Raw genomic sequence first — 25,237 nt, 5'->3', positions numbered from 1 at the left:
TAGCATATCAGAGCTTTACGCCTGGCTTATCTTCGCCAAAACGATGAATGGTATCCACAAAGCGTACGGTACCTGTCTTGTACCGGAGCAACATGGTAGATGTACGGCATCCGCCGCCAAAGTATCTTACGCCCTTCATCAGATTGCAGTCCGTAATGGCTGTTGCCGCAAAAATGCAGTCATCGCCCTGAACCAGGTCGTCAAGAGTAAGAATACGGGATGGATCTTCAATCCCCATGGCACGGAGACGGCTCAGTTCTTCTTCATTGTGTGGAAGAAGTCTTGCCTGCATATCCCCGCCAAGGCACTTGAGTCCTGCAGCTGCCAGAACGCCTTCCGGAGCTCCGCCCTGTCCGATAACCATATGAATACCACTACCCTGAACGCCGCATTCTACAGCCGGTGCTACATCGCCATCTGTAATCAGACGGATTCTTGCCCCTGCCTTTCTGCATTCACGGATAATCTTTTCATGACGCGGTCTGTCGAGAACGACTACAGTAAGGTCAGAAACTTCTCTGTCCATAGCTTCCGCTACGTTGTGGAGATTTTCCGTTACGGATGCATCAAGGCTGATTCTTCCCTTAGCTCTTGGACCAACACAGATTTTGTCCATATACATATCCGGAGCATGCAGGAGGCATCCATGCGGAGCAACAGCCAGAACAGCAATAGCGCCATCCTGTCCCTTAGCCACCAGGTTTGTACCTTCTACCGGGTCAACCGCGATATCAATAGGTTCTCCGCCTGCACCTACATGTTCTCCGATGTAGAGCATCGGTGCTTCATCCATTTCGCCTTCGCCGATAACGACCGTGCCGCTTACCGGTGTCTTGGCAAACTGTTCATGCATGCCATCTACTGCCAGCTGGTCAGCACCTTCCTTATCCCCTCTGCCCATAAGACGGCCGCTCTTGATAGCTGCCTGTTCTACAATTCGTACAAATTCCAATGATAATTGTCTGTTCATTGAAGTGCCTCCTGTATAGCCTTTTTTCATTTGATATCTCATTTTACCATATTTTAAGCTTAAATGGAGTATACATTTTAAAAAATATGTGCAACATTATTACTTATAGAGGGGAAAAGACAGGTTTGAGATTTGAGAAAGATGAGCTAAGCTCATGGCTGTAAGCCCCTGGCTTAGGGATGTACAGGCCTGAAGGCATACGGTCAGACACTAAAAAACTGAAAGGTTTTCTATCAGACTGCAGCCCGTGATCATTTCATGTTCACTTTCAGATTAAACATAGACTCAGAGCTTTGCCATGCTTTTCTTTGCTCTAACATACAGGAATGAGCTAACACTCAAGGACTGTGCGAATCTGTCGATTCGCACAGTCCTTAAAATCAAAATGGCAAGGCTGTATGGAAGTCGATGACTTCCATAAGGGGCGGATACTACGTATAGCTTTTCTTAATGAGGTTCGTTCTGAATTCTTCCTTTTCTTAGAGTCAAGTCCATATGTGTGTGTAAATTCCTCTTTGTAATAAACAGATTATCAAGCCGCTAATAATCTTTGTTTTTCTTCGGCGGACATCCTGCCGTACGGCCGGAAGAAGGGAAGTGTGGATTTTTTCTTTTATATGGAATTTTCTGAATTCTACCTCCGGCCTCTTATCTCTCACCGCTCATCTTTTGTTTGTCATCTAACTGCAATAAAAAAGATGCAAATGGCTTTAATCCATATTGCATCTTTTTTGTTATTTAAGCACTTTGGAGAGGAAGTTCTTTGTTCGTTCTTCCCTGGTGTGGTCAAACACTTCTTCCGGTGTTCCTTCTTCCAGAATGGTCCCATGGTCTACAAACAGAACACGGGTACCTACTTCCTTGGCGAATCCCATTTCGTGGGTAACTACCACCATGGTCATGCCTTCCATGGCTACTTCCTTCATGATATCAAGAACATCATGAACCATTTCCGGATCAAGTGCTGAAGTCGGTTCATCAAACAAAAGGGCTTTCGGTTTCATTGCCAGAGCTCTGGCAATAGCCACACGCTGCTGCTGTCCGCCGGAAAGCTGAGACGGCATAGCGTTTGCCTTGTCCTTAAGTCCTACCTTTTCCAGAAGCTTCATCCCACGAGCATAAGCTTCTTCTTTGCTTACCTTTCTCACCTTCATAGGAGCAAGCATAATGTTCTTAATTACAGTCATATGCGGGAAAAGATTAAAACGCTGGAATACCATCCCCACTTCGGTGCGTACCTTATTAAGATTATCTTCACTGTTCAGTGCAATTCCATCAAAGTAAACGGTTCCGCTGGTTGGTGTTTCCAGTCCGTTCATACAGCGGAGAAGAGTACTCTTTCCGGATCCGGATGGTCCGATGATAACCACTACTTCTTTCGGCTTGATTTTCAGGGTAACATCTTTTAATACATGCAGGTCCTCAAAGGATTTGCTGATATGATCTACATCAATAAGATATGGGGTACTATTCTTGTCTTCCATTATTTATGCTCCATGAACGAAACAAACTTGGCAATTGCCAATGTCATAATCAGATAAAGTGCTGCTACGGTCATCCAGATTTCAAAGGATGCATAGGTCTGTGCAATAATCAGCTGACCGCGGCGTGTCAGTTCTTCAAATCCGATAACGGAAACAAGGGAAGAATCCTTAAGCATGGTAATGAATTCATTGCCCAGCGGCGGCAGGATATTATGAAAAGCCTGCGGCAGAATAATATAATACATGGTCTGCCACCAGGATAATCCCAGAGAACGCCCCGCTTCGAACTGGCCCTGATCAATAGCCTGAATACCTGCACGGAAAATTTCCGATACATATGCGCCAGAGTTGATAGCGCAGGCAGTCACTGCGGCCACAAAAGGATTAATCTGGGTGTGAATAAGCATTGGTAAAGCAAAGTATATAAGGAAAATCTGCACCAGAAGTGGTGTACCACGGATACAGTCGGCATATATTGTCGCAATAATACGCAGTGCTTTTATTCTGCAGATTCGTGCAATCCCGGCAAACAGCCCGATAAAGAAACCGATGCCGACAGCCATTAGTGTAATTTCAATGGTAATCAATGCCCCCTGTATAAGGTAAGGAAGCGATTGTTCAATTAACTCAAAATCCATGTTTATTTCCCCGCCATCTTAATGAATGCATAATAAAACAATTGATATTGGTAATAATACAACCAATGTATTCACTTGTCAATGGATAAAAATTGTGATAAATATAGTATTTTATCGAAAAAGCCCATATTCAGGCACTTTTGAATACTATGTATAAATATTTTATTATTTGCATAATTATTTATTCTAATGGTCCATTATACATTTCACCATGGAATATCCACCCTCGGCAAAACTACATGAAATATGCCCCTCTGTCTTTCAGAGGAGCATATTTCTGTTATCTGTCATCACAACCTTAATTCACAGCCGCAGGGATGACAGGATATTTCCATATTATCAGAAACGATTCAGTCTCTTTTCCGTTTCTTCCAGGCCAAGCAGTTCAATCATAGTATAAAGACCAGGTCCCTGTGTCTGGCCGGTAAGAGCAATACGTACCGGTTCAAATGCAGCCTTGCCTTTAATACCTGTTTCCTTCATTACCGCCTTAAAGCACTTCTTGATGCTATCTTCATTAAATTCCGGAAGAGCCTTTAATGCTTCTGCATAGGCAGCCAGAATCTTATGGCTGTCTTCTGCATCTATAATTGCCTTGATTTCAGCATCTTCCACCGGTGCCGGTTCTTCAAAGAACGGTTTAACATTTTCAACCACCTGCTGACCAAAGTAGAGATGGTCTCTTACATACCATACCACCTTTTCGAGCCAGTCCCTCTTTTCATCAGACAGAGGAAGGGTGACATATCCAGCCTTTTCCAGGAATGGCATAACGAAATCCAGGAGTTCCGGTGCAGTAAGCTTCTTCATGTACTGGAAATTAATCCAGTTAAGCTTTTCGATATCAAAGACGGCATCGTTGGAAGATACTCGATCCATGGAGAATTCCTTAATCAGTTCTTCTCTGGTAAACAGTTCCTGTTCTCCCTTAGGAGCCCATCCAAGCAGTGCCAGATAATTCACCATGGCATCCGGCAAATACCCCATATCGCGATAAGCCTGTACAGAGGTTGCTCCATGACGCTTACTCATCTTCTTATGGTCAGAGCCAAGGATGAGTGAGATATGACCAAATCTGGGAACCTTATATCCCAACGCTTCATAAATAGCCAGCTGTCTTGGTGTATTGGACAGATGTTCTTCTGCACGGATTACATCGGTAACCCCCATCAGTGCATCATCAATAACCACTGCAAAATTATATACCGGAATGCCATCGGATTTCATAATGATAAAATCGCCTACTCCGGATGACTGGAATTCTACATGTCCTCTTACCATATCATCAAATGCATATACTTTATCGGTAGGAACAACCAGTCTGACTACCGGCTTTCTGCCTTCCTTCTTATATTCTTCTACCTGTTCAGGAGTGAGGTGGCGGCAATGTCCGCCGTAAACAGGGGTCTTACCTTCTGCCAGCTGTTCTTCTCTTTCCTTCTGCAACTCTTCTTCTGTGCAATAGCAATAGTAAGCCTTTCCTTCATCAATCAGGCGCTGTACTTCTTTTTTATAGATGTCCAGTCTTTCTGTCTGTCTGTATGGGCCGTTGTCTCCACCAACATCAATACCTTCATCCCAGTTAAGGCCCAGCCACTTCATAGCTTCCTTGATATTTTCTTCTGATTCACGGGAAGAACGAGCCAGATCGGTATCCTCTATACGTACGAGGAAAGTACCTCCCGTGTGTTTGGCAACCAGCCAGTTAAAGAGAGCAGAACGAGCTCCGCCAATGTGGAATGGACCTGTCGGACTTGGTGCAAATCTTACTTTAATCTTATTTTCCATAATCAGTAATTCCTCCTGTACAGTAACGAACTGGCCATAACGGCAATGGCTTTGCCTTCACCGATGGCATCCATTTTTTCTTTAGTTGTTGCTTTAATTCCCAGCGCATCCTCAGTAATTCCCATAACCCGGGACAGGCATGCTTTCATTTCCGGAATATAGCCGGAAAGTCTGGGGCGCTGTGCAATGATAGTGGTATCTATGTTACCTACTTCATATCCCATATCCCGGATTTTCTTCATCACCCGGATAAGCAGCTTAACGCTGGACGCATTTTCAAACTCCGGATCATCATCCGGGAAAAAATGCCCGATATCCGGAAGGCCTGCTGCTCCCAGCAGGGAATCCATAATCGCATGAATCAGCGCATCCGCATCGGAATGTCCAAGAAGCCCATGGGTATCAGAAATTTTTATGCCCCCGAGAATCAGAGGTCTATCATCACAAAACTGATGTATATCATACCCCTGCCCAATGCGAAATGCAATTTTTGGCTGTTCCAGTGAAGCCATGAAACGTTCAACATCCTCTCTGGTAGTCACTTTAAAAAAAGATTCCCTTCCCTGAATAATCTTTACCGGAATGCCTTTATATTCAAACAGAGACACATCGTCCGTAAATTTCTCATCTCCTGAAAGGGAATCTACCACCTTTCGAAATAACGGGGTATAAAAGCCCTGTGGTGTCTGTGCACGAAACAGTTCTTTCCTGTCCAGTGTCATGCTGACCATTCCCTCCGGCGTTACCTTCTTTATGGTATCCACACAAGGAATTCCGGTCACTACAGCAGGAACTTTTTCATTGACAAGATTCAATACAGAATCAATAAACAGACCATCCACAAGAGGTCTTGCCCCATCATGTATCAGAACCTTATCAGATGCTTCGGAAACCTTATTCAGCCCATTTCGAACAGACTCACTCCTGGTCCTTCCCCCATTGGCAAGAATAAAGGGGATTTGCGTATGAAAAGACCGGACCACTTCCTCAAATTCCGGTCTTTCCTTCTCCTGAGTCACCAGGATAATTTCATCTAATTCTGTGCTTTGCAGAACATGCTTCAGGCTATACCACACCAATGGCTTTCCCTTCACAGAAATCAGCATCTTATTTTTTCCCGCACCTACCCTGCGGCCTTCTCCTGCCGCGAGAAAAATCAGACTATTCATCCTGCTCCGGTGCCTCCAGTTCTGCAAATATCATACGCCCTGCGGAAGTCTGCAGAACGGATGCAATAACGACTGCCACTTCTTTACCTATGGATTGTGCCCCATGCTCTACCACAATCATAGTACCATCATCCAGATAGGCAACCCCCTGACCAGGTTCCTTGCCTCGTTTAACCAGCTGAACAAACAGCTTTTCTCCTGGAATAACCACCGGCTTAAGCGCATTAGCCAGATCGTTAATATTCAGTACCTCAATCTCCCGAAGCTCAGCCACTTTATTCAGATTATAATCATTAGTAATAATCTGATATCCTTTTTTCTGCGCCAGACGCATAAGCTTGGAATCCACTTCTGTAATATCATCAAAATCATCGGTGACTATGATAACGTTATCTTTTCTGGTCTTTCTCATTTTATTGAGAATGTCCAGACCACGGCGGCCACGATTTCTCTTCAGCAAATCAGCGGAATCGGCAATTTTCTGCAGTTCTTCCAGAACAAAGACCGGTACGATGACTTCGCCTTCCAGGAACCCGGTCTTGCGGATATCTGCCACACGGCCATCAATAATAACGCTGGTATCCAGCAGTTTGCCTTTAACTATATCCTCATTTTCAGCTGTCCGTGCATTTTTCCCCGGGCTGAGACGGATCCATTCCGCAATTTCACTCTGCTTGGAAATAGCCATATGCATGCCCAGATATCCCAGCAGAATACTGAGCACTACAGAAATATACGGCCCGATATATGGAATATTTTCAAATGCCAGTCCTACCAGATTGGCAATAATCAGACCGACAAACAATCCCCCTGTCCCCAGAAGAAGATCCTGAATGGAAATTTCCGCAAGGGAGGTTTCTATTCTGGAAGTAAGAGAGAAAATAAGGCGATTCAGATAGGGGGCGACCAGCAATCCCACCACGGCACCTATCATACCGCTTAAAATCATGATGCCCAGAGACAGCGCACTAATCCCCCAAACTGTCTCTGTCAGCAACGTTCTGGGAATGTACTGCGTCATCAAATGAGCCGGCTGCGCTCCTGCTACGACGCCAAGAACGGCAAAGAGCAGGACAAAGATTGATTTCAATACTTTTTCCGACATTTTGAATTCCCCATTATAAATTTAAATAGTAAGAATCTGTATGGAAGATGTAAAATCTGCCATAGATATACACATATATCTTAACATAAAAGACCGCGAATTATAATACAATATTTCTACTTTTAATCAATTTAATAAAAATTAATAAAGCGCCAGAAAGTATGCGGATAATTCCACTGTAAATACAGCTCTTCCCCTCACCGGATGTCCTGATTTTTACCCTTCTTCTGTTTCATCCAGGAAACGGCATCCGCCAGTTGACTTACATATACAGGATGGAAGGTTCCTTTATCTTTCTGTGCGGAAAACCAGGCTTCCACTTCCTCCCGGTTCCCCTCAGGGAGCAGGAAAACCGTAAAGTGCATACGCTGCGCTTCTTTTATTCTGGCCAGCACATGGGTAACCGGAAGAATCTCCCCGGTCAGGCTGATTTCCCCGGTGGCAATTACACCAGCCGGAATAGGTATATCCCAGTGAGCCGACACAATGGCCATAGCCGCGGATAAGTCAGCTGCCGTTTCCTGCACTTTAAAGCCGCTGGCTACATTGACATACACATCGCTCTGTGAAAGGCGGATATGCGCCCGTTTTTCCAGAACCGCCAGCAGCACAATCATGCGGCTATAATCAAATCCGACGCTGATTCTCCGGGGCATTGACAGTACAGAATGAACTGCCAGTGCCTGAATTTCCACCATAATAGCCCGTTGCCCTTCCATGCATGAGGTTATGGCACTTCCAGCCACAGGATTTTTCTTTTCCCGTATAAGGAATCCAGATGGATCCTTAATCCCCATAAGTCCGTCTTCCTTCATAATGAAAAGTCCGGTTTCTGATGTGGGTCCAAAGCGGTTCTTTACCGTACGGAGCACACGGAACTGATAGCTTCTGTCCCCTTCCAGGTACAGCACCACATCCACCATATGTTCCAGCATGCGCGGGCCGGCCAGATTGCCTTCCTTGGTCACATGCCCCACGATAAGCACGGTGATATTCTTCATTTTCGCCAGTTTTACCAGAGCTGATGTGCAGCTTTTAATCTGATTGGGACTGCCGATGGGCGAATCATTTTCCGGCACATACATGGTCTGAATAGAATCGATAACCACAAAATCAGGTGCCAGTTTTTCCACGGTTTCCACTATGTGGGTCAGATTGCCATCCGCCAGGATGAAACATTCATCTTCTCCCATATGGAGCCTGTCTGCCCGCATCTTAATCTGTCTCTCTGACTCTTCTCCTGTGCAGTACAGGGCCTTCGTCCCTTTTTTTGATACCGCGTGGCACAGCTGTAATATCAGCGTGGATTTACCAATCCCCGGTTCGCCGCCAAAGAGAATGACCGACCCGGGAACGATACCGCCTCCTAGTGTGCGATCCACTTCCGGCATATCCAGTACATTCCGGTTTTCACTGCCCAGATGAATTTCTGACAGGCGGGATGCTTTCTGCAGCTTCCCTCCGGTTTCTTTCAAAGCCACGGGATAATGCTTTTCTTCTGTAATGGTAAATTCTTCCATAGTGTTCCATGCTCCGCATACCGGACATCTTCCCATCCACTGGGCGGACTCTGCCCCGCAGTCAGAACACATATATTTCACTGTACTTTTTTTAGCACTCATATCTTATCTCCTGAAACAACAAAGAGGTACGGATCTGCTCCGTACCTCTTTATTATACATGAACTTTCAGGAAAACTTAGTCGGCTGTAAATACCAGTTTACCCTTGTCGTCCACATCAATGTGCAGGGTGTTCTTGCCCTTCAGGGTACCTTCAAGAATCAATTCAGCGATAGCATCTTCCACTTCGCGCTGAATAGTTCTTCTGAGTGGTCTTGCACCATACTCCACATCGGTCCCATCCTTGATAATCTGTTCAAAGGCTTTATCAGAAACCTTAAGAGCCACATGCATGGAATCCATCTTCTTTTCTACTTTGACCATAAGCAGTCTTACAATCTTCTTCAGATCGTCTTCGGTCAGTGGATGGAAGACAATGATTTCATCAATACGGTTGATAAATTCCGGACGGAATGTTCTCTTAACCGTATCCATAATCTTCCCCTTGATTTCTTCAAAGTCAGTGGTTTCCCCTTCCTTGTGTTCTGCTGTAAAGCCCATGCTCTTGGTATGTTCTCTCAGAAGAGTAGAACCAAGATTACTGGTCATGATGATAACCGTATTGGTAAAGTCTACCGTACGGCCCTGACCATCGGTAAGACGGCCATCATCCAGTACCTGGAGAAGGATATTAAAGAAATCGGCATGTGCCTTTTCCACTTCATCAAACAGAATGACAGAATATGGATTCTTACGAACAGCGTCTGTCAGCTGACCGCCTTCATCATAACCAACATATCCTGGAGGTGCTCCGACGAGACGGGACACTTCGTGTTTCTCCATGAATTCCGACATATCGAAACGAATCAGTGCCTTTTCACTGCCAAACATACATTCAGCCAGTGCCTTTGCCAGTTCGGTCTTACCTACACCGGTAGTACCGAGGAACATAAAGGAACCAATCGGACGATGTGGATCCTTCATGCCGGCTCTTGCACGACGGATAGCCTTAGCCACTGCATGTACAGCTTCTTCCTGGCCAACCACTCTCTTATGGAGTTCATCTTCCAGGTGAAGCAGACGTTCCGAATCACTCTGTGTAAGGTTCTGCAGCGGAATACCGGTCCACTTAGCCACAACTTCGGCAATGTCTTCTGGAGTAACGGCCAGATGATCCTGGTCCGCCCCCTTCCAGTCCTTCTTCAGATTTTCAATTTCATCGGAAAGTTTCTTTGCCTGATCTCTGTAGACGGCTGCCTTTTCAAAGTTCTGCGCGGAAACAGCGGCTTCCTTTTCCTTCTGGATATTCGCCAGTTCATCTTCCTTCTGCTTCAATCCTTTTGGCGCGGAAGAAGCTTCCATGCGAATCTTGGCAGCGGCTTCATCGATTACGTCAATGGCCTTATCCGGCTGGAAACGGTCCGTGATGTAGCGGGAAGACAATCTTACGGCTTCCTTAATGGCTTCATCCGGAATCTTTACCTTGTGGAAAGCTTCATATTTATCACGGAGTCCCTGCAGAATCTGCACGGTTTCTTCGTTGGTTGGCTCGCCTACCTTTACCGGCTGGAAACGACGTTCCAGAGCTGCATCCTTTTCAATGTACTTCTTGTATTCCTTCAATGTGGTAGCACCAATGCAGCGGAGTTCGCCTCTGGCCAGAGCCGGCTTCATAATATTGGCAGCATCCATAGAGCCTTCTGTTGCACCTGCCCCTACCAGCGTATGCAGTTCATCAATGAAGAGAATCCATTCCGGATGTTTCTTCACTTCTTCAATGACTTTCTTCAGTCGTTCTTCAAATTCACCTCTGTACTTGGTACCGGCAACCATAGAGGACATATTGAGAGAAATAATATGGCAGTTCTTAAGAATTTCAGGAACGTCATTTTCAACAATTCTCTGTGCCAGTCCTTCCGCAATGGCTGTCTTACCAACCCCTGGTTCACCAATCAGAACCGGGTTGTTCTTGTTACGACGGGACAGAATTTGAATAACCCGGTTGATTTCATTGGTTCTGCCAATGACCGGATCAATCTTCCCCTGCTTAGCCCGTTCGTTAAGATCGATTGCATAATCACTGAGATCGCCCAATGTTGCTGAGTCTCCTCCTTTACCGGATTCATTCATAACGGTTTCAAATGCCTTTTGCATTTTTTCTTCGGTTACACCGAAACGTTCCAGAATGCTCATGGTCATCCCATCACCTTCACGCAGTATAGCCAGAAGAAGATGCTCCGTACCTACATAGTTATTCCCCAATTCATTAGCTTCTGCAGCTGCCAGTTCCAGTACCCTCTTCGTACGCGGCGCAATGTACAGTTCGCGGTTAAAGAAGCTGGTATGAGCTCCTCCAAGCAGCTGTTCAATCTTTTCCGGGGTAATTCCAAAGGAATGAAGAATCTTGCCGCCGGCGCTATCCTTTTCACTGGCAATCCCCATGAGCAGATGTTCAACCCCTACGTATTCACTGCCCAGTTTCTGCGCTTCAGCGATAGCAAACCTCCATGCGTTTTTTACCCCATCCGTAAATCTCTGATCCATATATACCCCTCCTTGTTTATATGTTCATTGCTTTAATAAATTCTCTTACGATAACGGCTCTCCATCGATTGCTGTCTTTTTCAGAGAGCCCCTCCTGCTGTACTTTCTGTTCCACATAGGATGTAGAAAGCATTTTCAGCAGCTGCAGGCACTTTGCCTTTGTCTGTGCCGGGAGAAGTTTATGGCGGATGCCATTGTAAATCCAGGCAAAACACTCTACCCCTTCCCTGTACGGAAGGCTTCTTGCGTAGGAAAGCGTGCCTATAGCTCTCCACGCCTTATCCTTACAGAGTTCTTCATGAGCTGAATACCATGTATTCCAGGCCTTGTCCTCAACGAATTCAATATTCTTGTTCGCCTCTTCCAAACGGTTGCAGAGCCCTTTTTCAGAAACGCCCATGGAATAACTGTTCTCAATCACATAAAACGGAAAGAATTCCGACGCGCTTCGTTCCATGGCACCAATCCGGTATCCACTCCGGGCCAGTTTACCTGCCAGATTTTCAATCTGACGAAGCTGACTGATTCCCGGAATAAACACCGTTTCCCGGACAGATAACCCGGTCCCGGCCATAAGCGGCGAAGCGGTAAGATAACCAAATTCATGGTCAAAGGCAAATGGTATATACTGACTGAAAAAATCATCCAGCTTTGACAACTTTTCCCAGGTTTCCGTCAGATTGCCATCATGGGATAACGCCCAGGCGGTGAAATGGTCATCCCCATTGGTGAGGATAGCCATACCCCAGGAATCTGAAAGATACAACTTTCTCCACTGGCTGTTTCCGCTCTCCGGAAAATCAATTCCGCTTTCCAGAAGAAGGTTCTTTTCTCCTTCCGACAGGGCTGATACCGATACCGGAGTAAACTTTACCGACCCGGTTTCATTCCACTTCTGCACAACCTGGCTGACCTTGTCATTCACTTCCGCAGCCTCTGCGGTAGTCATATTATCCGGAAATGGTATCCCTGCCATATTCCGGGCCAGCTTCAACCGTGTCTGAACGATGGAATTCCACTCGCTGTTGGAATTATCTTCTTTATCCAGCCACTCTTTTACTATCATTATGCCTCTCCTCCAGATATCTTCTTAATCTCATCCCTGATTCTGGCTGCGTCCTCATACCGTTCCTCTTTAATACACTGCTGCAGTTTCTTATTCAGTTCCGCAACTTCAGGAGAAACCTTCTTTTCAGCCTCTGGATTCTTTACGCGGCCTGACGTATCCGCATCCCCATCCGTAGAAATGGAAATCTTTGGACCTTTTCCGGTGTGGTTATGCGAACCGCCTGCCTGCTGAAACAGAGGACGGAGTTTTTCACGGAATGCTTCGTAGCAGGATGGGCACCCCAGCTTGCCCGACTGTCTGAAATCCTGATAAGTTGTTCCACAGGATGGACAGGACAGGCTGCCTGTCAGCCGTTCATTCCCATTTCCCCAGAGCCGGTCAAACAAACTGTCTCTGCCGAAAAAGTTGGTAAACGGATCACTGAAAAAATCCTGCTTAAAATGCATGCCCTTTTCCTGAGCCGCACAATCCTGACACAGATGTTTTTCAGTTCTGTTCCCATTCAGTACTTCCGTAATGTGTACGGTAGCTTCCTTTTTATGACAACGTTCACAAATCATATATTATCCCCTTCTCTCAAAATGGTATTCACATTCTTAACCAATGCATGCATAAGTTCCGTCTCCCTGTTTTCAGGGCACACAGTAAATAACGACTCAAGCATACAGGTAATGAGTTTAAATTCTCTTTCGGAAATAACTCCGCAATGTCTGATCATCCGGAAATATCCCAGCACATCTTTCTCTACAGACGAATATGTTTCTTTTCCGGAAGTCCCCTCTGTCTTACGCTTATCACTGGATGTTCTGCTTTTACTTTCGGCCTCCTTAGTCCGAGTCTTTCCTTTAGGAGACAGGGAAATACGGATATAGCCTCCATTCCCTCTCCTGGATTCCACAACATAGTCCCGATTAGGTGTAAAGCGGGTATTAATCACATATGTCACCTGCGATGGCGCACATCCTAAATAGTCGGCCAGCTCATTTCGGCTTAATGTCACAGGACCATCGTTCTGTTTATCCATAAGCTGAAGTATCAGCTGCTCTATCTGATCTGACAACATCGTTCCTCCTGCCTCCTTTCTTCCTTATCGTTGTATACATTATATTATTCGAAAGTTTAAAAGTCAATAGTTTTATTAAAGAAAATTAGACTTTTTGATTTTATGCTATTTTACTAGTATTTGTCGGATTTTTTCAGCTATTAGATATCAGAATTTTCCAGATTTTTTAACTTTTATTTTAAACTTTTTGATTTTTATCTTTGACTTTCGACTTATTATCCACCTGGAAAACACAAAAAGACCTTCCTGCTCTCCTGTAAGAAAGCAGAAAGGTCTCTTCTTCATTCCTGTGCAGAAAACGTCCCGTATTTTTCTTTACCACGGTTCGTTTTCTTCACAGGCCGTATAGTCAGTCAGTATGTCCATTATAAGATACACGGGAAATCCACGGCGCACCAGGAACCCGGCCAGCCGCTTCGGATTGCCAGCCGCTTCCGGGCTCACGCGGATCTTAGCCTCCAGAATGCGGCGGGCCGCCGTTTCTTCTTCGCCCCGAGAAAGATGTCTGTCAGAAGAAAGTCCCCGCTGTGCCAGCTTTCGATGGATATATGCATCACCGTAAATCCCCTTATTCTTTATCGCTTCGAAGACTTCATCTCCCAGTACTCTGTCATTCAGATAACCATACTGTATCAGCCTGTCTATTGCCTCCGCGATTTTTTCCTCTTCATACCCTTTCCGTCTGAGTTTTGTACGTATTTCGGTTTCAGAGTAGGAACGATAGCCAAGCATGGACAGCGCTGCGTCGAATGCCTTTTTATTCGTTGTCTTCTTCATTCTTTGCAATCACCGTATCTTCGAACGGTTCTGGTTCTACCACCAGGGTATCTCTTACAATCTTATCGATTTCAGCCGATACTTCCGGATGTTCTTTCAGATAGCGTTTGGCATTTTCTCTGCCCTGGCCGATTCTGTCCCCATTATAGGAATACCATGCGCCGCTCTTTTTAATGATTTCCATGTTGGATGCAATATCCAGCAATGTGCCTTCTCTGGAAATGCCCTGACCATACATGATATCAAATTCAGCGACACGGAATGGCGGTGCCACCTTGTTCTTAACTACCTTGGCCCTGGTTCTGTTCCCAAGGATTTCTGTACCATTCTTAATCGCTTCCCCACGTCGGATTTCAATACGCATGGACGCATAGAACTTCAGTGCCCGTCCGCCGGTGGTCGTTTCCGGGTTACCAAACATAACCCCAACCTTTTCACGGATCTGGTTAATGAATATGACGATAGTTCTGGATTTGCTGATAATACCGGTAAGTTTTCTGAGCGCCTTACTCATGAGACGCGCCTGAAGACCTACGGACTGATCGCTGATGTCCCCGTCAATTTCCTGCTTCGGTACCAGTGCCGCTACAGAGTCAATAACCACCATATCCACTGCGCCGCTTCTTACCAGGGCTTCACAGATGCTCAGTGCCTGTTCACCACTGTCAGGCTGGGAAATAAGGAGATTCTTTGTGTCTACGCCCAGATTGTGCGCATAAATAGGATCGAGAGCATGTTCCGCATCGATAAACGCGGCCACTCCGCCTTCTTTCTGCGCTTCTGCGATAGCATGAAGTGCCAGTGTTGTCTTACCGGATGATTCCGGTCCGTAAATTTCAATAACACGGCCTCTCGGGTATCCCCCTACCCCTACAGCAATGTCCAGTGCCAGTGATCCAGTAGGAATGACTTCAATATTCATTCTGGTCCCCAGATCACCAAGGCGCATAATTGCCCCGGTACCGAATTCCTTTTCAATGTGGTGTAATGCACTTTCCAACGCTTTCTTCTTTCCTGCTTCGCCGGTGTTTACACCTGCATCATGGACTTTAGCCATCTCATTGCCTCCTTATATTAAATAAATGAATGTATTGCCACACGCGGTACATAGCTTTTTCTGCCGCACCCATCCTTACATTATTCCGGTCTCCCAGAAATTTTTCCTTATACACCCGGGTTCCTGCTTCACCGGAAACTGCGATATACACCAGGCCGGGATCTTCGCCCCTCTCTCCTTGGCCTGGCCCTGCATAGCCGGTGGTGGAAACAGCCAGGTGGGCCCCATAAAGCTTTCTTGCCCCTTCGGCCATTTCACGGGCAGTTTCTGCGCTCACCGCCGTATATTTATCCAGAGTTTCCTTTTTCACTCCCAGAATGTGTTCTTTGGCTTCATTCCAGTAGGTGACACAGGAACCTTTGAAATAAGAAGAACTTCCCGGATAATCCGTCATCAGTTTGCCAATAAGTCCGCCTGTGCAGGATTCAGCTGCACACAGAACCAGCTCTCTCTTTTTCAGTTCTTCTGCCAGAACCGGATGGATTCCCTGTTCTCTCACTGTAGTATGTTCCGGAATTCGTTTTTCAATTTCCCGGATAACCGGTTCCATCCGGTCCAGCGCCTCTTCGCCATCTTTCCCCCAGGCTGTAACCCGGACGGCAATAAATCCCGGTCTTGCCAGCAGGGCAATGGTTGGATTGGACTGCTTTTTCAGCAGATCCATAAGCAGTGACTCCACCTGAGGTTCTCCCATTCCGGTGACAGAGAGGACCACTGAGCGGATAATCCCCTGATTTCCAAAGCGCTTTTCCATCCATGGCATCATATAACGCTGTGCCATGATTTTCATCTCAAAAGGCGGTCCGGGAAGATGAATCAGCGTCTTTCCATTGTACGTTACCGCCGATCCGCTGGCTGTCCCCACATCGTTCTTCAGAATGAATGCCCCTTTACAGAACCAGGCCTGCCGGTCCAGCTGCGGGCTCATTGGGCGCCCTATATGTTCATAATGGGCGCACAACCTCTTATATTCTGATTCCACATGCACCAGGGACAGTCCCATCGCACTGGCCCCCGCCTTTTTGGTTATATCCCCCAATGTGGACCCCAGTCCTCCGGAAGTAATAACAATATCCGCCCTTCCCAATGCAGTGATAAATGCATTTTTCATACGATCAGGATTATCTCCCACGGTTGTCATGTATGCCACCGTATATCCGTGTTCATTGAGAAAACGTGCCAGCCAGCAGCTGTTTTCGTTCACAATCTCTCCCAGAAGGAGTTCCGTTCCCGTGGTAATGATTTCAACAATCATGATATCGCCTCTTTACCGGATGAATCAGATTCTGTTCGCAATCAGATCATACGCATATCCATCGACAATGCGTACTTTGCAGAAATCACCAGGCTTTAAATCCCCTGGATTTTCGATATATACATTACCATCTACTTCCGGTGCCTGGAATTCAGCACGTCCTTTGGCAACCAGTCCATCTCCATTGTCCACCAGTTCTTCCACCAGCACTTCCGTTTCTGTTCCAATCAGGTTTCTGTCGTTTTCCTCAGAAATTTCAGCCTGAACAGACATCAATCGATGATAACGGTCTTCTTTGACATCTTCCGGAATCTGGTCCGCCATTCGTGCAGCTGGTGTTCCATCCTGAGGAGAATACTTAAATGCACCCATATCATCAAATTTAACTTCCCGGATGAAATCACAGAGTTCCTGGAAGTCCGCTTCTGTTTCTCCCGGGAATCCTACCATAAGGGTAGTGCGGAGTGTAATCCGTGGAGAAGCTGCGCGCAGCTTACCCAGCAGGGCATAAATGCTTTCTTTTGTATCCCTGCGATGCATTCTCTTCAGAACGGAATCGCTGATATGCTGCAGCGGAATATCCACATATTTGCAGATTTTCTTTTCTCTGGTAATAAGGTCAAGCAGTTCATCTGTAAAATAAGTTGGATACATATAGAACAGACGAATCCACTTTACTCCTTCCACTTTGACCAGTTCTCTCAGGAGCCCTGCCAGATTCGTTCCATCTCCCAGATCTCTACCATAATAGCTGAGATCCTGAGCAATCAGGTTGAATTCCTTTACTCCCTGTGCCGCCAGGCGCTTTACTTCGTGTACTACCGAGGGAATCGGACGACTCCTTGCCTTGCCTCTCACATAAGGAATATAGCAGAATGTGCATCCATTATTACATCCTTCTGCAATCTTCACATAGGCCGTATACTTTGGAGTCACCAGCTGACGTGGTATTAATTCTTCATGTTCACATGGAGCGCTGTCAAAACAGTTAACCTGCTTGCCGGTGCGATAAGACTCATTAACCGCATCAAGAATCTTTGACCAGGATTCAGTACCGAGCAGTACGTCCAGTTCCGGGATCTCTCTGGCCAGTCCTTCCTGGAACTGCTGGGACAGGCAGCCGGCGGCCACAAGTTTTTCACATTTACCGTTTTTCTTATATTCTGTTGCCTGAAGCAGTGTCTGTACCGATTCATCCTTTGCCGCATCAATAAACGTACAGGTGTTGATAATGATAACATTTGCTTCATTCAAATCTTCAGTCATTTCGTAGCCGGCCTTTTCCATAAGCCCAATCATCATTTCGGTATCTACCAGATTTTTTGAGCAGCCAAGGCTGATGAATCCAATTTTTTTCATTTAGTTACTCCGTATCTCTTGCAAATCTAACCTGAGTCACCCAGCGTTTTTTCAGGCTGTCACGACCCGTTTTAACAAAAACCTTTTTTAAATTCCATAAACTCAGCAAATGTCCACGCTCATCCTTATCCCGCCTCAGTTCATTGGTAGACAGGTAGTATGTATCGGAGGCATTCATTGCCTTATCCAGTGTCTTTCCCGTAAGCAGCCAGTCCACGAATCTTCTGGCATCCGGCTTATGGGCTGCATCAGAGAAAATACCTATACCATAAAGATACCATGGCTGTCCATCATCTGGATAAACAACAGCAATGGGCAGATGCTCATTCTTGACCCGCATCACTTCATTGAAGCTGGAAATCCCAATGTCCGCCTTATCCATTGCCACCATACGTGCAGGCGTGGAAAGGAATTTTCCATACTGCACAATATGTGTTCCTGCATAGGCAAGTCGACCGATAGCCCCATCTTCCCCAAAACGTTCTGACATGCTGTAAAGCAAATCTTCCGCCTCGGAGGAAGAAACAAAATCGGTGACGGAAAGACGTGTCATCGGTGATGTGACCACATTATCCCATGTATATATGTAATCAGGATTCTCTGCATAGAAATCTCTGTTCACTGCAAATACCACCGGGTCTATCCAGATACCGGTCCAGGTATCATTTTCTGCACGATACTGATGCATTACTGTGTCGGAAGCGGGTGAAGAATATGGAGCCAGTTCTTTCTTTTCCGAAAGCTGCTGGAGTACTTCCTGTGAAGTAATCACCACATCCCCCATATTATCAGAACGCAGAGTGCTATCCAGTATCTGACGGGTAGTGAGCGGAACCACAACGATGTTTATTTTTTCTTTTCTGGCAAATGCCTGCCCCACCGTCTGAATAAAATCCGCAGGCATATCCGTATATACACGTATAAAACGCGTAGATGCTACATCATTAGCCCTCTGCCTTGCTGCCTTTTCCATATACAGGATAACCGACCCGAACACAAGTACCGCTATGCCCAGAAATAACAGCACTGACGCCAAACGTTTCATTTACTGCTCCTGCACTTTTACTGATTATCAATTATAGAAAAAACGAATCCAGAATATAACTGCCAGAATGACGATTACGGCCAGAATCCATTTTTCTGCCCGCGACATCCCTTTATCTGGCTGTTTTTTCTTATCGGATACCACTTCTACGCTCTTGCGCAGGGCTTTCCTGCTTTCATCGGATTCTTTTTTCTTTACAGGAATTCCGGCATCATCGGCTGCTGTTTCCTCATTGAAATACTGAATAAGCATATTGCCATTAAGGCCTACGGCTTCCGCATAATTGCGGATAAAACCGCGCACATAGACTGCATCGCGTATCTGGGAATACTGCCCGTTTTCAATGGCGATGATATAGGCTTCATTAATAAATGTCCGATCCGCAATGTCTCTGGTGGAAAGCCCGAGCGACTTGCGCTGTTTCTGTAAGATATCTCCTACTGTACCATTATCCATGATTTACCTCTTTATTTACATTTCCGGATAACAGTTTATCCGCTTGTTCTTTATTCATAAGGATTTCACGGGGCTTTGCTCCGTTAGCCGGGCCTACAATCCCCATCTCTTCCATTGTATCCATAAGTCGTCCCGCCCGGGTATACCCAATACGGAAACGCCGCTGAAGCATAGAGACAGACGCCCTTCCTGTATCCAGTATCCATTCTACCGCTTCTGGGAAGAGTTCGTCCTGTTCTTCCTCCACAGCAGCCTTTTCTGCCTCGTCGGGAGCGGTGAACACCAGGGGTTCCTCACTGGAAAGCATTTCCTTCACTGCTGTTTCATTATGGATATAGGAAGTAACCGACTCTACTTCTGAATCTGAAACAAAAGCCCCCTGTACACGCACAGGGTTCTGTGCTCCGATAGGATCAAAGAGCATATCGCCCTTCCCCAGCAGGTTTTCTGCGCCAGCCTTATCGAGGATAGTGCGTGAATCAATCTGAGAAGATACGGCAAAGGAAATACGGCTTGGAATATTAGCCTTAATAAGACCAGTGATAACGTCCACAGAAGGACGCTGTGTAGCCAGAACCAGGTGAATACCTGCTGCTCTGGCCTTCTGTGCAAGACGGCAGATTGCCTGCTCTACGCTGTCGGCCGCCACCATCATCAGATCAGCCAGTTCGTCGATGATGATAATCAGATATGGCATCTTTTCCTTCGGGTTCAGACGATTATACCCCCGGATATCCCGGACGGCCGATGCAGAGAATAACTTATAGCGGTGTTCCATTTCCTTAACTGCCCACTGAAGTGCACCAGCAGCCTTCTTCGGTTCAGTTACCACCGGAGAACGAAGATGCGGCACTGCATTGTATACAGAAAGTTCTACAACCTTCGGATCAATAAGCAGCATCTTGACTTCTTCCGGCCGATAATGGTACAGAATGCTCATAATGATAGTATTAATGCACACACTCTTACCACTACCTGTGGAACCAGCGATGAGAAGGTGCGGCATCCTGGTCAGATCGGCCACAATAGTCTTTCCGGTAATATCCTTGCCCAGTGCCACATTGACATTACCATGGGCATTTCTGAACTCATCGCTGTCCAGCACATCCCGGAGCGCCACCATGGTAGTCTTACCGTTTGGTACTTCAATACCTACTGCAGACTTTCCTGGAATCGGCGCTTCAATACGGATATGTGTGGCTGCCAGCTGAAGGGCAATATCGTCAGCAAGGTTTTCAATTTTTTTGACCTTTACGCCAGGAGCCGGTTCAAGCTCAAACCGTGTAACTGTTGGCCCCACACTGGTATTAATAACCCTGGCGGCTACACCAAAGTTATGCAGTGTAGATTCCAGAATCTTTTTCTTTTCTTCCGCTTCCCGGGAGAGGGACGCAGATTGTCTTCCACCAGGTTTAAGCAGCGTAAGAGGTGGGAACTTATAGGTTGAAACCGGGTTTTCTCCCTTCATGCTGCCTTCCGTTTTATCGGTGGCTGCATTTTCCGGCGGCACCACTTCTGCAGGCATATCCGGTTCCTCCGGAATCGGTACCGATTCTGGTTCCGGTGCAACGGCTATTTCTTCTTCTTCCGGAATATCCGGATTTTCCTCTGGTTCCGTATTCAATATGAGTTCCGGCCCGTTGTTTTCTACCGCCTGAGAATCCAACTGATTTTCCATGTCCGATTCCACTGTCTCCATCGGCTGTGGCTGCGTTTTTTCACTTTCCGCATCCTGGTCATCCTCATGGTGACGCTTATGGAAGATAAAATCCGTCATGGAATATGACTTTCCAAGTTCACGTTCTACCCGGCGCTGTTCATCGTAGATTGCCTTCTTCTCTTTAATGGCCTCCCCCATACGTGCCACATGCTTCGCTGTTTTCTGCTCCACATAGTTGACTCCCGGAGACAGGGAGAAATGGGTAAGAAAGACAATATCCAGAATAAATCCGGCAATCAGGACAATCCATAATCCAGCAGTTCCAAACAGGGCATGAAGGCCATAGACAGCTATCGCTCCCAGTGCCCCGCCTCCGGAAAGAATCATATCTCCGGAGAACTCCTGCCCCATCGGAACTATCCAGGCATGTATTCCTGCCAGTATCATCCAGTATAAAAGGCTGATAGCAACAAATCTCCAGGTAAATCTTACCTTAGGCCCTTTTCCGATAAACTGTAATCCCTGCAGAATACAGAAAAACGCAGGAATAATGGCTCCTTTTCCGAATAAGATCTGGAATACCTGTCGCAGTAAATCGCCAAAAAGCCCCATACTTTGTCCGGCAAGGCTGAGACAGGACAGTATCCCCAGCAGGGTCAGAAGAAGACCACAGGCTTCATAAGCTCTGGAGCCTGTCTTCTTTTTATATTTCCTTGTAGAAACGACACGTCGTTTCATATGTTCATTTCTACCTCCTCACACATGACATAGTATATTCTCTACGGTCAGCCGTTAAATTGCTGTACAGACAAAAACAAGTCGCCAAGTTCCCTCGGCGACTGTCATTTGTATATCCCCACCATGTCGTATTGGCCGTATTTTGAGTCTGCAAAAATGCAGGTGGGTGTCATCATGAAGGACTTTACTAGTCCCCGTTGAAGGGCATTAACGCTATCCCTCAGCTCTAACTCCCGATGTAAAGGTGTTGGTTCAAAATATTCAAGCTGCACGTGCACAGCAGGGCTTCATCTGTATTCATTTTAGCAGAATCATAGTTCATTTACAAGAAAAAATGTTCTGCTTTCTGAAAAATCAGAATAATTCTTTTTCCTTGTCTTCCTTGGTTACCAGCTTGATATGGAGTTCATCCAGCTGCTTGTCGGTAACTACATTCGGAGCTTCAGACATCTGGTCAATAGCGCTCTGTGTCTTCGGGAAGGCAATGACATCACGAATGGATTCGCGATGGAGCATAAGCATTACCAGACGGTCCAGACCAAAGGCAAGGCCTTCATGCGGCGGTGCGCCGTACTGGAATGCCTTAAGCAGGAATCCGAATTTTTCTTCTGCTTCTTCCTTGGAAATTCCGATAGCCTGGAATACCTTTTCCTGCAGGTCTTCCTGGTAAATACGAAGGCTGCCGCCACCGGCTTCTACGCCATTGAGGACCATATCATAGGCCTTAGCGTAAACCTTTTCCGGATTGGTGAGCAGATACTGAACATCTTCATCACGAGGTGCGGTGAATGGATGATGTTCTGCCACATAACGCTTTTCTTCCTCGCTGTATTCAAACATCGGGAAGTCTACTACCCAACGGAAGCAGAATTCATTCGGATCAATAAGATTCATACGACGGCCCATTTCCAGACGGAGTTCGCCCAGAGCCTGAGCTACTACCTTCGGCTTATCGGCAATGATAAGGATAAGATCTCCCTTTTCAGCTTCGCAGAAGCGGCCGATTTCACGAATCTTGTCTTCACCAAGGAACTTGGTAATCTGACACTTCAATGTTCCATCTTCATTGAATCCGATCCATGCCAGGCCCTTAGCGCCGTAATGTCCAACGTATTCAACCAGTCCGTCCAGTTCACGACGCGGAATCTTAGCATCGCCCTTAACGTTGATAGCCTTAACTACGCCGCCATTGTCCAGTACGTTACGGAATACCTTAAATCCGGTATCGCGAAGGAGGTCGGAAATGTCGTAGAAATGCATATCAAAGCGGAGATCCGGCTTATCAGAACCATAGAGATTCATAGCATCTGTCCAGGTAATGCGCTGGAACGGAATCTGAATATCTACATCCAGTACATTCTTGAACACTCTCTGCATCATATGTTCTACCAGATCAAGGATGAAATCCTGATCTTCAAAGGATACTTCCATATCCAACTGAGTGAATTCCGGCTGACGGTCAGCGCGCAGGTCTTCATCACGGAAGCAGCGTGCTACCTGGAAATAACGTTCAAAACCGGAAACCATGAGCAGCTGCTTGAACAGCTGCGGGGACTGTGGAAGAGCGTAGAACTTGCCCGGGTTTACACGGCTCGGAACCAGATAGTCACGGGCGCCTTCCGGTGTGCTCTTTGTCAGCATCGGGGTTTCAATTTCCAGGAATCCTCTTTCATCCAGGAATTCGCGCATTTCATGGGTAATCTTATGGCGCATGATCAGATTGCGCTGCATTTCCGGACGGCGGAGATCGAGATAACGATATCTGAGGCGTACATTTTCATCAACATCTACACCATCTTCAATATAGAATGGCGGAGTCTTAGCCTTGTTCAATACGCGCATTTCGCTGACAACAACTTCCAGTCTGCCAGTCTTCATGTGCGGATTAATTGTTTCTTCGCTTCTTTCTCTTACCTTGCCCACAACAGCTACTACATATTCATTACGAACATCTTCTGCCTTGTGGAACGCTTCTTCACCGTACTGCGGGCTGAATACCAGCTGTACGAGACCGGTGCGGTCACGAAGATCGATGAAGATAAGTCCGCCGTGGTCACGTCTTCTCTGTACCCATCCGGCCAGAGTAAGAACTTTGCCTGAATCATTGTCTTTTACTTCACCACAGCCGCAGGATCTGTGCATACCTGCCATGTTTTCCATAATTTGAGCACCTCACTAAATATTATTTATTGTTAACTGAAAAGGACGATTATAAGTTCTTGGCCATATAATCAGCCGCTTCAGCAACGTTAACCTTAATCTGTTCTCCGGTTTCCATGGTCTTAACCTGGACAACGCCTTCTTCCATTTCTGAAGAACCAATGATAGCTACCAGGGCAGCTCCGGACTTGCCGGCATGCTTCATCTGTCCTTTAAGGCTCTTGCCCTGAAGGTCAATTTCTGCCGGAACTTCTCTGTCCCTGAGTTCCTTCTGGAGTTTAACCGCAGCCACTTCCGCTTCCTTGCCCATAGCGGCAATATATACATGTTTTGCCGTTTCCGGTTCAGGAATAAGATTCTGCATTTCCAGTGCCAGAAGCAGACGTTCCATACCTACTGCGAACCCAATGCCCGGTGTAGACGGACCGCCGACTTCTTCTACGAGGCCGTCATAGCGTCCGCCGCCGCAGATAGCGCTCTGTGCCCCAAGTGGAGTGTACTGAATTTCAAATGCCGTATTGGTATAGTAATCCAGACCACGAACCAGTCTTGGATCCACTTCAAACGGAATGCCCATAGCCGTCAGATACGATTTAACCGCATCAAACTTTTCCTGGCAGTCATCGCAGAGGTAATCGGTAATTTCCGGAGCGCCAATGCTTGCCTTACGGCAGCCTTCTTCTTTGCAATCCAGAATACGGAGCGGATTCTTGTGCAGTCGTTCTCTGCAGTCATCACACAGGTCATCTACCTTCGGTTCAAAGAATTCAATCAGTTTTTTGCGATAAGCCGCACGGCATTCGCTGTGACCAATCGAATTAATGTGGAGCTTCAATTCATGAAGTCCCAGTCTCTGAAAAAGGTCATAGGCAAGAGCAATACATTCTGCGTCAGCGGCCGGAGACTTGGCTCCCAGAATTTCTACGCCGAACTGATGGAATTCACGATATCTGCCTGCCTGTGGTCTGTCATAGCGGAACATGGATCCAATGTAGAATACCTTATGTACCTGCTGATCCCCGTACAATTTATGTTCCAGATAAGCACGGACTACGGATGCTGTGTTTTCAGGGCGAAGTGTAATCGATCTTCCGCCTCTGTCTTCAAACGTATACATTTCCTTGGTGACTACATCGGTCGTGTCACCGATTCCACGAAGGAACAGTTTTGTGTCTTCAAACATTGGCGTTCTGATTTCGCCATATCCGTAAAGTGCACATAAATGGCGGATTACACGTTCCATATAATTCCACTTATATACCTGATCCGGAAGAATATCCTGTGTACCTCTTAATGCCTGCATGAGCAACCCTCTTTTTCTAAAAAATAAACATTCTGCC

20 protein-coding genes and 1 other RNA gene are annotated in these 25,237 nt (G+C 46.3%); all 21 read right to left on the bottom strand.

Annotated elements, in window-relative coordinates:
- Positions 1-7: 7 nt before the first annotated feature.
- The 21 genes from glpX to hisS all read right to left on the bottom strand — a co-directional run bounded on the left by glpX (position 8) and on the right by hisS (position 25,206).
- Positions 8-970 (bottom strand): class II fructose-bisphosphatase, encoded by a 963-nt coding sequence (glpX, locus tag BLQ79_RS02160; RefSeq protein ID WP_091363366.1) that lies wholly within the window; start codon positions 968-970, stop codon positions 8-10.
- Positions 971-1,704: 734 nt separating this feature from the next.
- Positions 1,705-2,454 (bottom strand): amino acid ABC transporter ATP-binding protein, encoded by a 750-nt coding sequence (locus BLQ79_RS02155; protein WP_091363364.1) that lies wholly within the window; start codon positions 2,452-2,454, stop codon positions 1,705-1,707.
- Positions 2,454-3,092, bottom strand: coding sequence for an amino acid ABC transporter permease (locus tag BLQ79_RS02150; protein WP_091363362.1), 639 nt, complete (start codon positions 3,090-3,092; stop codon positions 2,454-2,456). The genes BLQ79_RS02155 and BLQ79_RS02150 overlap by 1 nt, the downstream gene beginning before the upstream one ends.
- Positions 3,093-3,431: 339 nt before the next feature.
- The gene (gltX, locus tag BLQ79_RS02145) at positions 3,432-4,880 is read right to left on the bottom strand and encodes a glutamate--tRNA ligase (RefSeq protein WP_091363360.1); all 1,449 of its coding nucleotides are present in this window, start codon (positions 4,878-4,880) and stop codon (positions 3,432-3,434) included.
- A 2-nt stretch (positions 4,881-4,882) separates the two neighbouring features.
- Positions 4,883-6,049 carry a 2-C-methyl-D-erythritol 4-phosphate cytidylyltransferase gene (gene ispD, locus BLQ79_RS02140; protein WP_091363358.1) on the bottom strand — a complete coding sequence of 389 codons (1,167 nt, stop codon included), beginning with the start codon at positions 6,047-6,049 and terminating at the stop codon, positions 4,883-4,885.
- Complete coding sequence (locus tag BLQ79_RS02135) at positions 6,042-7,154, bottom strand: PIN/TRAM domain-containing protein (protein ID WP_091363356.1); 1,113 nt, start codon at positions 7,152-7,154, stop codon at positions 6,042-6,044. The genes ispD and BLQ79_RS02135 overlap by 8 nt, the downstream gene beginning before the upstream one ends.
- Before the next feature lie 197 nt (positions 7,155-7,351).
- Positions 7,352-8,776: a DNA repair protein RadA gene (gene radA / locus BLQ79_RS02130; protein WP_091363354.1), complete on the bottom strand. Its 1,425-nt coding sequence runs from the start codon at positions 8,774-8,776 to the stop codon at positions 7,352-7,354.
- Between the two features lie 76 nt (positions 8,777-8,852).
- Positions 8,853-11,258, bottom strand: coding sequence for an ATP-dependent Clp protease ATP-binding subunit (locus tag BLQ79_RS02125; protein ID WP_091363352.1), 2,406 nt, complete (start codon positions 11,256-11,258; stop codon positions 8,853-8,855).
- Between the two features lie 16 nt (positions 11,259-11,274).
- Complete coding sequence (locus BLQ79_RS02120; protein WP_091363350.1) at positions 11,275-12,324, bottom strand: hypothetical protein; 1,050 nt, start codon at positions 12,322-12,324, stop codon at positions 11,275-11,277.
- Positions 12,324-12,887 carry a UvrB/UvrC motif-containing protein gene (locus BLQ79_RS02115; RefSeq protein WP_091363348.1) on the bottom strand — a complete coding sequence of 188 codons (564 nt, stop codon included), beginning with the start codon at positions 12,885-12,887 and terminating at the stop codon, positions 12,324-12,326. The genes BLQ79_RS02120 and BLQ79_RS02115 overlap by 1 nt, the downstream gene beginning before the upstream one ends.
- The gene (locus BLQ79_RS02110) at positions 12,884-13,390 is read right to left on the bottom strand and encodes a CtsR family transcriptional regulator (RefSeq protein WP_091363346.1); all 507 of its coding nucleotides are present in this window, start codon (positions 13,388-13,390) and stop codon (positions 12,884-12,886) included. The genes BLQ79_RS02115 and BLQ79_RS02110 overlap by 4 nt, the downstream gene beginning before the upstream one ends.
- Before the next feature lie 315 nt (positions 13,391-13,705).
- On the bottom strand, positions 13,706-14,167 hold the full coding sequence (locus tag BLQ79_RS02105) for a regulatory protein RecX (protein ID WP_091363344.1): 462 nt from the start codon (positions 14,165-14,167) through the stop codon (positions 13,706-13,708).
- Positions 14,148-15,224, bottom strand: coding sequence for a recombinase RecA (gene recA / locus BLQ79_RS02100; RefSeq protein WP_091363343.1), 1,077 nt, complete (start codon positions 15,222-15,224; stop codon positions 14,148-14,150). Before recA ends, BLQ79_RS02105 begins: the two co-directional genes overlap by 20 nt.
- 1 nt (position 15,225) lies before the next feature.
- The gene (locus BLQ79_RS02095) at positions 15,226-16,479 is read right to left on the bottom strand and encodes a competence/damage-inducible protein A (protein ID WP_091363341.1); all 1,254 of its coding nucleotides are present in this window, start codon (positions 16,477-16,479) and stop codon (positions 15,226-15,228) included.
- Positions 16,480-16,503: 24 nt separating this feature from the next.
- Complete coding sequence (gene rimO / locus BLQ79_RS02090; protein WP_091363339.1) at positions 16,504-17,838, bottom strand: 30S ribosomal protein S12 methylthiotransferase RimO; 1,335 nt, start codon at positions 17,836-17,838, stop codon at positions 16,504-16,506.
- Between the two features lie 4 nt (positions 17,839-17,842).
- Positions 17,843-18,883: a substrate-binding domain-containing protein gene (locus tag BLQ79_RS02085; protein WP_091363337.1), complete on the bottom strand. Its 1,041-nt coding sequence runs from the start codon at positions 18,881-18,883 to the stop codon at positions 17,843-17,845.
- A 27-nt stretch (positions 18,884-18,910) separates the two neighbouring features.
- Positions 18,911-19,339 carry a helix-turn-helix domain-containing protein gene (locus tag BLQ79_RS02080; RefSeq protein WP_091363336.1) on the bottom strand — a complete coding sequence of 143 codons (429 nt, stop codon included), beginning with the start codon at positions 19,337-19,339 and terminating at the stop codon, positions 18,911-18,913.
- Complete coding sequence (locus BLQ79_RS02075; protein WP_143270048.1) at positions 19,332-21,737, bottom strand: FtsK/SpoIIIE family DNA translocase; 2,406 nt, start codon at positions 21,735-21,737, stop codon at positions 19,332-19,334. Before BLQ79_RS02075 ends, BLQ79_RS02080 begins: the two co-directional genes overlap by 8 nt.
- A 111-nt stretch (positions 21,738-21,848) precedes the next feature.
- A non-coding RNA gene (gene ssrS / locus BLQ79_RS02070) (6S RNA) lies at positions 21,849-22,026 on the bottom strand.
- A gap of 65 nt (positions 22,027-22,091) precedes the next feature.
- Positions 22,092-23,897, bottom strand: a complete 1,806-nt coding sequence (gene aspS / locus BLQ79_RS02065; protein ID WP_091363334.1) for an aspartate--tRNA ligase — start codon at positions 23,895-23,897, stop codon at positions 22,092-22,094.
- A gap of 49 nt (positions 23,898-23,946) precedes the next feature.
- Complete coding sequence (gene hisS, locus BLQ79_RS02060) at positions 23,947-25,206, bottom strand: histidine--tRNA ligase (protein ID WP_091363332.1); 1,260 nt, start codon at positions 25,204-25,206, stop codon at positions 23,947-23,949.
- Positions 25,207-25,237: the final 31 nt, after the last annotated feature.

Origin of the sequence: Dialister histaminiformans (genome assembly GCF_900103425.1) — a bacterium.
Lineage (GTDB): Bacteria > Bacillota > Negativicutes > Veillonellales > Dialisteraceae > Allisonella > Allisonella histaminiformans.
Note: the sequence above shows the minus strand (reverse complement) of the source record. Positions and strands in the feature narration are given on the sequence as shown.